The sequence below is a fragment of the Paraburkholderia graminis genome (assembly GCF_003330785.1).
Lineage (GTDB): Bacteria > Pseudomonadota > Gammaproteobacteria > Burkholderiales > Burkholderiaceae > Paraburkholderia > Paraburkholderia graminis.
In genome coordinates, this window is record NZ_CP024935.1 from 43,021 (window position 1) to 58,575 (window position 15,555).

Annotated in this window: 5 protein-coding genes; all 5 read right to left on the reverse strand. The window is 57.6% G+C overall.

Annotated elements, in window-relative coordinates; genetic code table 11:
* Window positions 1-4 precede the first annotated feature (4 nt).
* Window positions 5-4,912, reverse strand: coding sequence for an Eco57I restriction-modification methylase domain-containing protein (locus tag CUJ91_RS18430; RefSeq protein ID WP_114156796.1), 4,908 nt, complete (start codon window positions 4,910-4,912; stop codon window positions 5-7).
* 31 nt (window positions 4,913-4,943) lie between these two features.
* A complete protein-coding gene (locus tag CUJ91_RS18435; protein WP_341868930.1) occupies window positions 4,944-7,787 on the reverse strand; it encodes a helicase-related protein in 2,844 nt (947 codons plus the stop codon).
* Between the two features lie 5 nt (window positions 7,788-7,792).
* Window positions 7,793-13,108 carry a DEAD/DEAH box helicase gene (locus CUJ91_RS18440; RefSeq protein WP_114156798.1) on the reverse strand — a complete coding sequence of 1,772 codons (5,316 nt, stop codon included), beginning with the start codon at window positions 13,106-13,108 and terminating at the stop codon, window positions 7,793-7,795.
* 467 nt (window positions 13,109-13,575) lie between these two features.
* A complete protein-coding gene (locus CUJ91_RS18445; RefSeq protein WP_114156799.1) occupies window positions 13,576-14,934 on the reverse strand; it encodes a nucleotide-binding domain-containing protein in 1,359 nt (452 codons plus the stop codon).
* Window positions 14,935-14,946: 12 nt separating this feature from the next.
* Window positions 14,947-15,504: a Pycsar system effector family protein gene (locus CUJ91_RS34430; RefSeq protein ID WP_114156800.1), complete on the reverse strand. Its 558-nt coding sequence runs from the start codon at window positions 15,502-15,504 to the stop codon at window positions 14,947-14,949.
* Window positions 15,505-15,555: the final 51 nt, after the last annotated feature.

Below are 15,555 nucleotides of genomic sequence, written 5' to 3' on the forward strand. Positions count from 1 at the left end.
CTCCTTAGCGGGTGCCGGTACCGGCGTCAGTTCCGCGCTCACCGAACTCATTCAGACGAACATCATTCTTTCGTGCAAGCTCTCGCCGCGCCTCAAGCTTGAACATCAAGCCAGCCAACTCAGGGTGTTCAGGCAAGCTTCGCACGTCCGTCGGAAGCGGGCTGGCCCCGGAAACGAAAATAGTCGCAACACCTTTGCGTTCGGGACGAATTGCACCGCTCCCCTCAAGACGACGTACAAGTAGCGGAATCTGAGCCAAGCTTGCAGAGGAAGTCAGCACGCTCATGTCTCTGACCAGAAATTGCATTCTTTCCGCGTCCTTGGGTTCAAGGAACAACTCGGCGTAACCCGGGGCCACCGTGCGAGCGACCACGTCCTGTAAGCTAGCGACCGAAATGCCGTTCTCATATTGCGCCACCAGCGCGGCTATTAGCCCTGCAAGCTCGGCTTCGCTCTCAGTACGGATGACTGCAAGCTCCGAATAAACGACCGGCGCCCCGTTGGTTCGGATGGGTTCAGACACCAGGTCACCCGACGCCAAACGGTCCCATGCATCAAGAACCAATCTCTGAGTCCGATACTCCCCGAACTGCCGCGTCTCATTGGTCTTCAAAACCCTGAAGGTCTCAGATGGATAGTCGGCACCCATCGCGTCGGCGGGCTCCAGAATGAAACGCAACTCTTCTCGATTCAAACCATAAAGACGTGCAAAGTACGCATCGAGTTCGGCCCGTAACTGCTCTCGGCGATTTTGGTCCCACGAGAACGGCGCAGCGCGATAGTCAAGGTCCTCGGCCCACGGTTTTAGGTCGTCGGCCGTATAGGTGAGTTCGAGCACGCGGGGCACGATGAACTCAAGGTCATCTTTGCTATATCGGTCGGGCGGCAACACCGGGAACTGTTTCAGGTAGCCGTACGTCAGGTGAGTACCTCCAACCTTCTGACGGACCACGTAGTCAAATACTAGCGACGACCAGTTGGCGAGCAGGGCGGCTTGCAGCGAGGGAGATTGGCACGTGTAAAGAAGTGGAAGGGTATGACCTACGCAGACGCGCGGCATGACGGACGCAATTAACGTCCTCTCGTTCTGGGTTTTAGATATATCTCTCCAACCCATCAGCCACTTGGGGCTGCGTGCGTCCATCCAGCAGTCCATCCGGTCGAGAAGGCCTCGCACACGATATTCATCGTCCGACAACCCGTACTGGCGCTGGCTCCAATCTTCTATGTCCGACAACTCACGGTCACTCAGCCCTACTTCGGCATCCAGCGTTGCCCAGCGAGGAAACTCGCTCAACGACTTTTTCCCATCGATACCAACGCCCCGCAGCGCCTGCGCGAGCCGCGAGAAACGCAGTTCCATCTCGCTCTGGGCCGTCTGGAAGGCCTGCGCCAGGGTCTTGCCGGACCAGCCCGTCTTTCTGTCTGGCGTCCCCGCCGCACGTCGAAACAACTCGCCCGCCACCCAGCTCGCAATCGCCACCTCCAGCGATTTCTCCGGTTTGGGCGGTTCGCCGGTGCCAGCCGCGTGCGTGGCCAACCAAGCGCTGGCGATACGGCCTGGCACTCGGGCAATGCGTGCAAGCACCAAGCGTTCATCCACCCAGTAACGTGGCCGAACAGTGAATCGCGGGTCGCGCTTCTGCGATTCAGTGCAGTCTTCAGTGTCCAGCCCATCCGGCTTGCCGAAGGCGTCGACGTATGTGGCCCAACGGTGGTCGAACTGATGAATCATCTTCGCCTCGTATAGCGGCAATCGTGTCGAATCACTCGCTCCAGCAGCCTCATCGCGAAACACACTACTGTCGGCCGACATATGAAACATTGTAAAAAAGCGGATGCCCCATGGATTCACGTCGTCCAAAACGTTACCGTCGTCGTTCGAGCGACCTTCTTCTATAAGTACAGGCGCGGCACGGTAGAGTTTCTTGGTTAATTCGGCATCCCGTTGGCTTCGAAACACGGGGCAAGTCCGTGTATTCGGATTGATGAGCCTAAAATCGTCGGGACTTAACGAAAAGACACGTCTTTCGTCATGAAGCTCGTCGACGGACAATGCGTTAAAACTGAGCTTGCCGACTGCAACGTTACCGATGGTAACCAAGCAGAATCTGAACGTCTGATGGCCAACGTCGGCCCACATCCCCGGGCCGGTCCGAAAACCGAACATACTGACGAGTCGTCCTTCGGAGACGGTTTCAAAGTATTGACTGGTATTGTCGTCGGTCGCAATGCCCAGCGGCACGATGAAACCCGCGCGGCCCTCTTGTGAAACGAGCTGTAAAAAGGTTTCTGCGAACAATGCATAGGTATTGACGTCACCTAGTCCCGTCAGAGGATACCGTCGGCTATCGTGAGCGAATAAGCTCGCGGCCTCGGCACCCCGCCGGGCCTCGATGAAGGCCTCATAAAGCTGCATTTCTGCTTGATTCGGGGGGGAAAGACCTTCGGCGGCTTCGACGTCCGGATAGAGTGTGTGAAGCAACAAACCCTGCTGCAGTAACTCAATGCGGTCCGCGCGCTGCGCCTTGTTCTTGGCCATCGCGACCAATGGGCTGCGATTGGCAAAAAACTCTTCTTCCTGCAGCTTGATACGCTCCCATGGCGGATTGCCAAGCATCACCGAGAAGCCACCCTTCGCCGCTATCTGCGGAAAGGCAAGCCACCAGTGAAAGACTCCGTGACGCGCGCAAATAGCGCTCGCCGCATTGTCGATATCTTGACTGGCAACCTGTCCAGTAGACAAACCCCATAGATAGCCCGACAACGGAACACGTGTCGCCTCGGCCGGCACCTTCGGCGCTAAAAAAGCCGCCACGTAGGTATCGGCTAGTTTCGCTAACAAGCTTTCCTTTGCTAAGGTGGAACTGCGCTTCCACGCATCGCGTTTTGCAGCAATGCTCGTGAGGTTGTCGTCTGCCAAGTGCTCTACAGAATCGGCTTGGCTTGCAAGCCCGGTCTTAGTGAAGAGGTCTCCGGCCGCAATCGATTTCCAACTCCTGAGGTCGGCCTTATTTTGTTTCTTCAACGCCGATGCGGTAGGCTTATCATCGCCTGAAAGCGCAGCGAAGGCTTCATCCGGGATGCCCCCCTCCAAAATTTTGGGGTCTAGGACTCCGAGAAGCGCATCACCACATTGGAGGTGATGGTCAAGAAAAGTCAGCGGCCTGTCGGGCGTGTAAGCTTCCAGCCACAGCGCCATGCGCGAGAGCTCCACCGCCATAGGGTTCTTATCGACGCCAAAGACGCAGTGGGCGACAACGTCACGCAACGCGTGCCTGTAGTCCTCCGGCAACGGGTTGCCGTCAGCCGCATTAAGCCTTGCGACTTCTTCGGCGATGCGACGGGCGGCCGCAAGCAAAAAGTGTCCGGAGCCGCAAGCAGGGTCGCATACTGTCAAATCGAGCAGCGCCTTGACTGGCTCGCGCGGATTGGCCTTCAACGTTTGTTCGATAACCGGCTCCAGCGCACTCTTGATGAGTTCCTGTACGAGGGTGTCAGGTGTGTAGTAGGAACCGGTGAGTTTGCGCGCATTGCCTTTCGTACTGCCCTCGTCGTCATCGCCGATGAAGCGGAAGGTCCGCGCTCCGCCCGTGAGCGTGACGACCGGCACCAGCTCCAGCAAACTTTCATAGACGCTCCCGAGTTCTTCGGAATCCATGTCGCGGTAGTTCACCCGTGAGAGCGCCGCTCCCTCTCGAAAGAAACATAGGCTGAACAATGCCGAAAGCAACGCTTGGTTTTCCAATACGGCCCTGTCGAGGTCAGGGCATTGGCCGGCGTCGAACAGGCCGCCTAGGGCTGGCAAGCCAAGTGCAGCTTGGCCGTTGCTCAGGCCAGCGACGGTAATGGTGAGAACCTGCCACAGGTCGAAGTGTCGGTCATAGCTTCGTCGGCGTGCGGCGAGTTGACGCAAGCGCTGCAGGCTGTAGCCGGCTTGGTAGCGGGTCTTGGCCTGCGCACTGGCATCCGGCGCGAACACCAGTTCACGGTCCTCGATTGTGGCGAGGAAGATAAGGCGGTAAATCAGGCGGAGGAGTTGCTCGAAGTACGTTTGGGTGGAAAGCTCACCCGCCTCGATGCGTTTGCGCAACGCACTATTGGCCGAATGCGCGATAAAACCTGTGCCGAGTGCACGAAGCGCTTCGGTGACGCCAACCCGCAAGCGGTCGCGGGCGCGGACGCCGTCCTCTTGCGCTGTGTTACGCCAGCGCTCAATCGGGCAGTCAGCCGGTTCAGCCCCCACCTTGCCGAAGCGGGTGCCGTGAGTCAGTAGCCACAACGCGGTGAAGTCTGGGTACAGTCCCTCGCTAAAGATGGCTTCGAGGTCCGCTTCAATATACGCAGGGCGGGTAAGGCTTGGGTTATCGCGCAGGACGCGGAACTTGAGCCCGTTGCTAACAACCGCCCACAGCGCCTGTTCGCACGCGTTCAGGCATTCCTGAGCGAGCAGAAACGGAGAGCGGCGGCGGATTCCGTCTCCATGGCGGCTACTCGGCTTGTCCAGCCCCTGGTCATACGCGGCGAAAATCACCGGCACCCGTCCCTCCCCTGCGCTGAAGCCAATCGGGAAGACACGCTCATCAAGCACGACTTGGCCGATTGGCCGTAAATCCGAAAAACCCAACACCTGCCGACACAGGGGCTCCAGAAACTCCCGCACGGTGATGGCATGCGTATCGAGGTCAGACCGACGGCGCTTGGCGTCGAAGTCTTGCCAGAGGTTCTGGGCAATTTTCCAGTAGCGACCGATTTCGTCACGCAGCTTGAGCCCGCGAGGGACGTCGTAATCGGCCTCGGATTGCTCCGATGCTTCCAGACGGGCGACCTTGTTGAGGAAGTCGGGCGCCAGCAGGCCACCTTCGATGGCGAGGGCGGAGAAGGCGAGTTCTTGTGTTAAGCGGCGAGCCATTTTCTATTAAATTCCTGTTCGTGGGCTGGCCTTAGGCCGGAATGAGGACAAAGACACCCATTAGGTCTACAGGAAGGCTCGGCGTGACGCGATACTCCCCTCGTGCGCCGGAAGCCTCCCGAACGCGGCGATGGTCGTCAAGAAGTAACTGGGCTCGGGTGCGAGCTAGGTCTTCCAGCGCAGGCTGCCAACCGGGTAATTGGTCAAGCGCCCGCGCGAGGTGCTGGTCTCGCAGGGGCCGAGGCATGTTGCGGGCGGGCTCTGCAGCCATCAGCGCACGCGCTGTTGCGTCGTCCAGCAGGTTGGACTCGTCTTCGGCCGACACGCCGACAGCCAACGCTTCTTCACAGAGCAGCAATTGAGACTTGCCGCGGTGTGTCACCGTCAATTGGTGGCGCAGACGAATGAGTAGCACTGCGGTACGAACATCGACCATCTCGGTAAAAATGGCGCCGGCACGGGCCACAGCATCTGCGCCGACTTCCTCCGGCTCTCTGCATTCGTCCAACGCTGTTTCGAGCAGATGGTCAGCCAGCGCGGACACCAGCGGATGAGTGCGATGAATGTATTGACCGCCCGCCGCGACGGGTTGGTGAAAATCGATACGCAAAGTGCCGGCGAGCCCCTCTCGTTCAAGACGCTCGCGTATCCCTGATGGCAAGCTAGCCGCATGAAGCTTCCAATGTTTGGCGCCGCCCCTAATGCTCTGCTCGAGCGGTGCTCCGAGTTGCACAGCAGCGCGTTTGACGAAGCGTTCGACATCAGCTTCACCACCAAGTACAGCCAGCGTCTTCTGCCACTCGGGAAGGACGTCTTCCGGTTTGAGGCGGCGTTGAGAAAAAAGGGTGCGATTTTTCGAAGCCTTCTCTCGCGCAGACTGCCAAGCCGTGTCGATGGCCTCTTCAGGCGCACCGAAATCCAAACCGAGCTGGGGCATTTTGGCGGCAGTTGTCCCCTTTCTCAACAACACGGCACCTAAGAGTGCCTGGGTCAGTTTTCCTTGGTCATCGGGCATGGGGACGAGCACACCGAGTTCCTTCCTGATGCTCTCCGCTTTGCGCAGGATGACCTGCAACACCGCCCCATCGACCGGGTTGTCCTGACCGTATAACATGGTGGTGCGGACCTCGCGTGCCTCCTGGCCAAACCGGTCAACGCGGCCCTCGCGTTGTTCGTGGCGGGTTGGGTTCCACGACAGGTCGTAGTGGACCACCGCCGTGAAGAGATTCTGAAGGTTGATACCTTCCGAGAGGCAATCTGTGGCAACAAGGATACGCCGCTCCGCCTCGCCCATTGCTTCCACGGCGGCTTCCCGTTCCGCCGCCGCGAACTGGCCAGTTACGGCCTTGACCTCGTGGTCCGGGAAAATTGAACGCAATTGCTCGGCGACGTAGTGGGCCGTAGCGATGTAGCGGCAGAAAACCACTGGCTGAAAGCCTGCACCGGTGAGTTCTTTCAGGTGGTCGATAAGGCGCTTTAGCTTGGGGTCTTTGACTATGCCGGACAACTCTTCGGCGCGGGCGACGAGGTCCGCCAACAGCGCGCCGTCTTCCGTTTTTGCGCCCGGCTCGATATCCTGGGTTGTCAGGTTGTCTTCTGCACCATCGAGTACGCGCTCCTTGCCCTGTACCTCCGCATCCTCGAGCGTTAGCGTTTCCGTATCATCTTGCCCGGCCAGCGCTCGCCCCTGAAGACGGGTCCGTAGAGCGTTCACCGCGGCCTTGGGAGAGGAAGATATGCAGCGCAGAAGCGCCAATGCGGCCCACCAGCTCATGCGTTGCTGCATCAAATCTTGCCCTTCCGCCCGGATGACAAGTTCGCGTGCGTAGTCGAGCACGTCATCAAAGAGCTTGCCCCACTCGCCAGTGAGCTTGTAAAAGATTTCAGCCGTCAGCCGCTCGGGGAAGAGTTGGCGGTCCTGCCACTCTTCGATATCAGGTCGGCGACGCTGGACGAAGTGGTTAGCAAGCTCTTCGCGTAGTTGCTTGCGGCCGTCCGCCGGGATGTCCTTTAACTCGCGGAAGGCAGGATTCAATAAGCCAAGTAAGTTATAAAAAGAATCGTCGTCTCCAGAGTGTGGCGTCGCCGTAAGCAACACCATGTGTCGCTCTGGATTTTCGCTCAACCCCTTCAGCAAGGCGTAACGCTGCTGACGGCCTTGGCCGCTATAAGTGCAAGTGTGTGCTTCATCGACGATGACGCACTCGGGACAGGCTCGTTGAAATTCGTCCCGTCGACGGTCGGACTTAATATAGTCTAGGCTCACCACAGTAAACGGATAGGCCTCAAACACCGATTGGTTCGCCGGTAACCCCCGCTCAAGACGGCTGGCCGTAGTGCTACGCACAACAACCGCATTGATGTGAAACCTGTCTTTCAGCTCCCGCTGCCATTGTTCGCAAAGATGCGGCGGGCAAAGGACCGCGACGCGTGATATCTCACCGCGGTCTAAAAGCTCTCGAACAATGAGCGCTGCTTCGATGGTTTTGCCGATGCCGACGTCATCCGCTATCAGGAGGCGAACGACATCCTGTTTCAGAGCCATCAGCATCGGCACGAGTTGATATGCCCTTGGCTCGACGGCGATATTCCCGAAGCTGCGAAAGGGGCCCGCCCCAGTTCGTAGCTTTAGTTGGAGCGCATCGCGCAGCAGTTGCCCGGCCGCGAAGTTTGACGCCTGCTGTACGGTCGGCGAAGGGAACGTCGCCGGACCAACTGGCGTCGGTTCGATGGGCAGGTAGATGAGTGTTGCGTCATCCTCGGTCGCACCGAGCGGGCGAAGATGAAGTGTGTCTTCGGTCGACTGAGGAAGCACAATCCATTCACGCCCACGCGCGGAAACAAGGCTGCCCGGTTGATACGTAGCTTGAACCATGATTCTTATTGTTTTCCTGTTCCGAACAGCGAAGCGTGAGTCGCAAAGATTTCCGACCAGCGGTCAACTTCTTTGGGGAAGCGCACAACGTAGTAGCCGGCCCCTTCCAGGCATCTATTGATTGCTGCGTCGGCGTCGGCCTGCTTTTCCACATCGTGATAGGGGCCATCTATGAAGATGGCGGCTTTCCAATCGGCATAAAAGAAGTCGGCCGCTGTATTGCAGCGCTCAATCCGCTCCTGCCCTCGGTCCGGCATGACATACCCGTGCTCTTCAACATATTTCAGCCACGCATGCTCAAGCGAGCTCCCGGAAATGCGGTTTAGCTCTCCGGATTGGGCCTCCGGTGTCCGCCCGAAGGAACCAACAGAGCCTTGAGCTCGCGTCAACCTGCGCAGCACCTCCAATACCTTGCCATCATTGTCGACGTCTTGGCGGTCGATGCGAGTGTGGTCTGGTTGGTTGTAGTACGAGAGCAGGCATTTGTAGCAGCCCGCTTCGCATAGAGGCTTACCCTCATCATCCTTGTGCTCTTCCAGCTCACCGGACACCCAATCTCCGTTCACCGGCGGAATGAAATGCATGATGCTCAACGCTTCGGCCGCGACCAGCGCCAACGCGCCGGGCTCCGAGGCCAGCCGCGTGAGAACGCCCGCACCGCCCTCAGCCGACTCATACAACAGGATTGAACGTCGCAGGTCTGACTTCGGAAGCGGCTCTGCCATCAGTTCACTTTCTTCGAGTTGATACACCGCCTCAATACCCCGCTTGAGCGCGTACTGGAGCGTTGCCATGGTTTTTATGTCGAATTCTTCGACCGGCCGGATAATCAGCACGTTGCGACGGTCTTCGACGTACGGAACAATTCGCTGCGCAGGCGTCTTATCTGGAGCCGCCTCACCGTCAGCATCCCCTTCTTCATTCGCTCCGCCCATCCAATGACCTGACACTGGGTTTATGGAGAACCCGTGAATGCTTTTTTCCTTGCGTCGACGCCAACCCAAGTTCATTCGCCAGACCGTCGCCGCTGACCCATACTGCAGTTCCAGAACAATTCCGTCTTTGTCTTTCAACTCTGCATGACGAACCTGCAAGGTTCCATCCTGCTCGCCGAACTGGATAGTCGTTTGCATTTCATAGCCTTGGCGGACTCGCTCTTCCTCGTTGGCAGTAATGCGTTCGGCACGTTTGGTGCTGACGTTCTCGATACGATAGAGGTTCTTCACTGCGACAGCATCGGCCAACAGCGCAGAACATGAAATGCACCTGTCGGCGTCGCGTTGACCGCGAAAATGCCCATAGCCGCAGGCAGGGCAGATGCGTGCCACTTCCGTCGTAAGCTTCGTGCCCGACGAGACTTGGTCCTCTGCACCGACCGACAGCAGAGCTCTCGTCACTCTGTATTGACTGCCTTCGTGATAGATGAGGCTGTACGGTCCGAACTCCGAAAGAGCGAGGAAGCGCGGACGAGAAAGGAAGTTCTCTCGTCCGACCTTGCCTTTCCGTGCCGGGATATAAGCCATCAACGGAAGGCGGGGGAAGTTGTAGCCTGGTAAGAAGCCTTGGCTGGCAAGATACCGGTAGGTGTAAAAATCCGAATTCGCTGACCCTGACTCCTGCAGAAGAAGCGACTGCTGACGGAACGCTTCGTCGTGACGTTGTTTCGCGTCGCGGCGCTCGCGCTCGCTCGCAGCCGGGTTGTTCATCACCTTCTGGTTGATTTCCATTTGCCGCTTGGTCGCCGCAAACAAGTCTCGCCAGCGGTCAAGCGCATGGTCAAACGAATCGAAGGCGCGCCGGTAAACCTGCTCTGGAAAATTTTCGGTGAACCACGGAGCCTTATCAGCGGTGAGTTCTGAGGAAAGCATGTCGAGGACGCGTAAGCCGCGTGCGTGGCCGCGCCGCTGCGGTCCGTCGGCGTCCATCGCCTGGCGATAATCATCGGTAAGTGGCGCTGCCGGGTCATTCATGTCTAAGAGGCCACGCACGCTGTTGTCGAGTTTTTTGCCGGTCTCGGACAACCAAATCGCATGCAGGTGGCTCTGAATGAGCTCTCGATTTGCCAGGTCGAGCGTCGGCGGATTCACCTGACCATGCACCATACGTACAGGGTCGCGGAAGAAATACTGGTCGTGAGGCGACTGTGCCGCGCAGTATGTTATGACCAGTGCTGGTTGCCCGGCACGACCGGCACGGCCGCTGCGCTGTGCGTAGTTCGCTGGCGTCGGCGGAACGTTCCGCAGGTAGACTGTATTGAGCGACGAGATGTCGACACCGAGTTCCATCGTCGGCGAACAAAACAGAACCGGAAGCCATTCAAGCGGTTTGCCGTTGGCGTTGAGCCAATCTTCGCGGTCTTTCGGCGTGAAGCGAAAGCGAGCCTCGCGCTCCATGCGGTCGTCTTGCTCTACCTGTGCGGTGTGTTCACGTGCCTCGAAATCGAACATCCGATGAACTGGGTTGGCAAGCATGCCTGCAATGTTGCCGTAAAGACTACGGAAAAACGCGTTGTCATCAGCGACGCGTTCGCTTTTTCCTTCGCCTAACGTCCACACTAAGCCGGTACCGTTCAATTGGTAGCCGGTCATGCCAAACTCCGTTTCCTCCGAAACGACCAGTCCATAGGATTTGGCCGCCTTCAGCAAAGCCGCGACGATTTCGCTGTAGTCAGCATCCTTGATTTTGGTGGCGTGAGGATTGCTACTTTCCACCCCGTTCGCGTCGACCTCTTTCCAGGTGCTGGACCGTTTGATTTCCTTGCCTAATTTGGAACGGGAGCTCCCGGAGACAAGGTATTCGACATTTCGCCTGTCTTCGTCACGTGGCCGGCCGGTCGTTATGAACCAATTCGCGGCAACCGGGTTTTCCTCCTCGGTGAAGCCCCATGGCTCACGCAAGTTGGCAAAGCTCGCCGTCTTGAGCTTGTCGAGCTCAGTACGGTCCAGATAGCGAGAAGATAGACATAGACCTTGCCGCATCGCATCGAAAACCATCTTGAGAAGCTTTTTTCGGACAACCGTTGAAGCTGCTTGCAGCACCATAGGTGCTGTCGCCCACTCTCCAGTGTCACCAGCAAGGTCATCGAGGTCCTGGTATTCAATGCGCACGAGCCCAAGTTGTTCCAGGTTCGGATTATTGAAGCGCCAACCACGGCGCAGGTCGAAATAGACACGGTAGCCCAGAATCGCCCGCATGACATCCTGTACCTGGCGACGTGCATTGCCCTTAACGTCGGGTTCCTGCATGTACTCCGCCCGCACGCCAGGGTCATCTCGCTCAAAACCCAAGGCGGTAAACACGGCGTGAGGAATATCACTCTCCTTCAGTGAGCCACCTGATTTTTCGACGGCCGCCAATAGAGCAGCCCGTTGCAGCAAAACCTGCAGAAAATCATTGAAGTGACCGACCTGTAGCGCGGCGTCTTGCCGATTGTCCGTGAAACCGAGGACCTTTTTAGCTTCGTCCTTCAGCTGTTCGTCTTCTTCGTACAAGTACCGTAACGCGGAGAGCGTGAGCATGGTCGTCGCCGAGCTTCTTCCTTCCCCTGAAAGCCCCGTAAGCCTCAGCGACTCTTTACCTGCACTTTGATGAACCACCCCACAGTGCAGGCAGAATCCAAAATTGCCGGGCATGTACCATCCCGGCGTACCGTCGGGGCTTTGCTTTCCTTCCGCGTCGACGCGGACGTGCTGGGGCTGGCGCTTTTTGAAGGTCGACTTAAGCCTCAGGTCGCCGTCCTTCTTCGCTTCCAGCCAAGTTTCCGGGTAGCGGTCGAGCGTGTCGTCCCATACACCCGTTGTGTCGGGCATGAAATAGCCACTTTTGATGTCTTCATCTTCGTGCGTGCGCTCTTCGATGCCGCGTGGGTTGAACATGCGCCCGCTCGAGGTGTGCTCATCCCACACAGGTGCATATTCTTGTCCACACTCGCGGCAGAAATGCAGAGCAAATAGACGCCGGTCGCGCTCACCCGGAACATACTGGCTGCCATCAAGAGTTAGGTAGCGCTTATCTGAGGCTTCAAGAGTCCCGTAGACCTTGCTTCCTCCCGAAATGAACTGGTGCAATTTGAAGGCGAACAAGCTCCGGCCGCCATCCTGCGGGGGCTTGTCCGTGGTTCGATACGCTAGCAGCAGAAAGTCCGCAAGGGTACTCCGCGCCAACTCTTCAGAAATCCCCGCGTCTTCGGCGAGCCGCTTGCCAGCTTGAGTCAACGTTATTGGCCGAGCTCGTCGCCACGGCCCTACGTCTCGCGTTAGCCCCAAGTCCAATTCGACCCAGACAGCGAGCGGATGTTTAGCTAGTGCCTCGAAGGAGGGCTCGAAGGGAATCCCTGCTCGTATCGCGTCCCCTAGTTCGTGCCGAACATGTTCGACGAGCAGGTGTTCAGGAGTCACCCGTTGCAGGGTTTCAGTGATTACATTGGCAACGCTGATGTTAGTGCCGAAGAGTCGGCTCGCCACCTCTGCAACCTTCGCGTTTTTCACCTCCTCTGACCCTTCCGTTGCCATCGTTGCCGACGTCCCGATGCACTGAAGCTCATCGGCGAGAGCTTCTCGCACACGGCGAACGAGCAATGCGACGTCTGCGCCCTGTCGGCCGCGATAGGTATGCAGTTCGTCGAGGACAAGGAATCGCAGCCCCTCAGCATTGCGGATAACGGCCTTATCCTTGTCATCCTGACGCGTCATCAGGAGCTCAAGCATCATGAAGTTCGTGAGCAGTATGTCCGGCGGATTTGAGGCCAGCCGCTGACGTTCTTCGTCTTTTTCTTGGCCCGTGTACCGACCGTATGTCACAGGCGAATGCTGGCCGTAGTCGGCGAGAAACTTGCCGAGCTCCTCCATCTGGCTATTCGCCAGCGCGTTCATCGGGTAAATGACAATCGCACGCGTACGCGGCGTGCTGTCTGACGCCTTGGCTTTTAAAATGCCGTCGATTACAGGAATAAAGTAGGCGAGCGACTTCCCCGAGCCTGTACCAGTCGTCAGCACGTAGCTTTGCCCATTCTGAGCGCAACTTATGGCTTGTTCTTGATGTTTGAACAGAGTCAGCGAAACGCCCGGACTGGAAGCCGATTTTCCGGCACGGAAAATGCGGGAGCATTCTTTATGAAGGGTTCCCTCTTTTACGAGCGCATCTACCGTGGATGCCGTCTTGAAATTAGGGTTTACCTGTACTAGCGGCGCCGGCCAATACCGCTCGGAGTCATACGCACGGTCGACGTACGCCTTGATGTCTGCCGCTTTGATACGGGTGAAGCTTCTCGTGAATGTCTCGTAATCAGAAACGAGTTTTCCCCGAAACTCAAAAACGTCCATTTTGTTTGCCCTCGATGGTCGGCCGGTCGAACGCCCACGAGAATGAGCACTTGGTCTGTCGCCGAATATTTTCGTTGTGGCCAATGATTCTACCGACACGACGGCGCTTTTCCAGCAATAACGACTGCTGGACCATCCATATCATCCCAGCGGCGCACTACAGTCGGGTCCAACCAATCTGCCGCGCGGCGAATCCAGCCGGCGTCAATCACCCCGTCGGTTGAAGACAGTTTTTCGGCTTGACACTTGTCGGCAAGATTCCTCAACCGATTTGCCCGTTCAAGTTGCGTCGCCCACCTGTTACATCAGCAGACACTTCGGAAGCAGTTCTGTTCCACGGACGACGGCGGGCTCATATAAATGGGACGAATACATTCGGCATGGGACTCTCCATCTAAAACTCCGCGGTATCAGCTGCGGCGCCGGAAACACGCCCTGATGCGACGCGACCGCGCAGGTCAAATAGCCTAACGGATGTGCACGGCAATCGTGTCGTTAAACACGACCTGGCCGGCGGCGTCCACGACATGCACAGTCACCGTATGAATTCCGCGGTACGCGGTATGCCGCTTGAAGGTTCTTGTGCAAACCTTGGCGTTTTTGTAGGCGTCAAAGACCGGCCGCATCGTGAATTCCTCGAACTCGGCTTGCAGGGAGTTCTCTTCGTCAGCCTCTTTGCCGTGGTTCTGCTTGATGAACTTGCCTGACAGAGGTAGGCGCAATCCATCAAGAGCATGCGGCTCCGCGCGGAAAGTGAATGCGACTTCGACGTTCTTCGGCAGGCATTCCGACAGCGACGGATAAGGCCTCGCGCCAGTGGCGCCCCCAAGCACGTTCGCGCGGAAACTGAAGCCTGCTCGCGCCTTGATGTCAGGCAAGATGATTTGCTTGAACTCGGTCGGCAGCGGCAGCAGCCGCGCGAACGCCCTGAAATCAAGCTTACGAACCGCGTAGTTCAGCAAGCTCCCGTCCTGCTTCTCATAATTCGGGCGTAAGTACGGCACCGGAACCATCTCGTCCCCATGCTTTTCCTTTTTGCGGCGAACGAGTGCTTCGGGGAAATCGAGATACTGCATCAGGTTCTGGCCGAGCATGGCAGTGTCCTTGGACGCCATTGACTGCAGTTTCGCCGACACATCTACAAAAAACGATGTGGCCGTCACCTCGTTCACCGCAGTGTAGCCATAGGATGACCAAAGGACCTCGCTGTCGTCGCCAAAGTCGAGGCCAACACGGAAACCGATATCTTGCGCGTCGATGTTCCGCTTCGTAAGAGCAGGAACCACAGACTCTTGCATGAGAGCTTGCAGCATAGCGGCGCAAGAGATGGCCGCCATCGCAGACGACTCCTTGGTCTGGTCCTTCCCACCGAAGAAGGCCATCAATGCATCACCCATGAAGCGATGCACGTGACCGTCCATTGCGCGCACCGTTTCCGATGCTGCTCGCAGAATTGAATTCTTGATGTGTTGAACCACTTCGAGCGGGTATCGCAGACCGAGGCGCGTCGAATCCTTCACGTCGATGAACATAGTGGTGACGTGGTGGTACTCAATTTCGTCCGTGCCTTCTAGATGAGCGAAGTCGGGATGGCAGCCGATGCGGCCGTCGTTGACCTGCGGCTGCTTACCGAACCAGCGACGAATAGGAAGCTGGATGGCGTATTCCTCTTGAAGCGCCGGCAGCGCCGAGTCCGCGCGTACCTCGTAGCCCTCGTTCATGCTATCCAGCGCCCAGGCGGATTTCGCGAGTAGCTGACGATGACTAACCTGCTCGAAGATGTTGTCGAAGCTCTTCCTGAACTGTTCAATTTCTCGGTTTGCCATGTTTCTGCCCTCTCAAGATGGCTGCTTTTGCAATGCTGTTAGAAGAACAACTAGAATCACGCCGAACAGGGGTATCTGTGCCCAGACGAGGCAGTTCGTCGCCTTGGCGAGCAGCGCATACTTTCGTGAAGCAATACCGGCGAGCGTATGAGCTTGACCAGACAGGTCTTCCACCACTTCTTCGTCGGTCATGGCGCGCAACGACGCTGCGTAGCCGTCCCGGCCGCCCGGATGCTGTGCAACTTCGCCGAAAAAGATGGCTGACGGTACTTCGTGCGCAGCGCGGCCGGACGGAAGCTGCGGATGCAAGGCGAGGTAGGCGTACCGCGCAGCCCATAGCGTGACGACAACGGACAGCAGCGAGACAAGAAGCAGGCCCCACCACACGTCGTCGTGAGTCCGCTTGTCCGAGACATCGACGAGCTTGAAACCCAGTCCGCCGATGTACGCCATGCAGTAGGACAGGATGATTGCAATCTTCGAGTTGCTCGAGTTGATGTACGAGTCAAACCGCTTGATGATTTCAAGAAGCAACTTCTGCTGGTCGTCGCATTCGCGCGGATTTGCCATCTAGATTTCCTTTAACTTCCGGCGAGGCGCCGTATTGAAGCTGCGACGCTC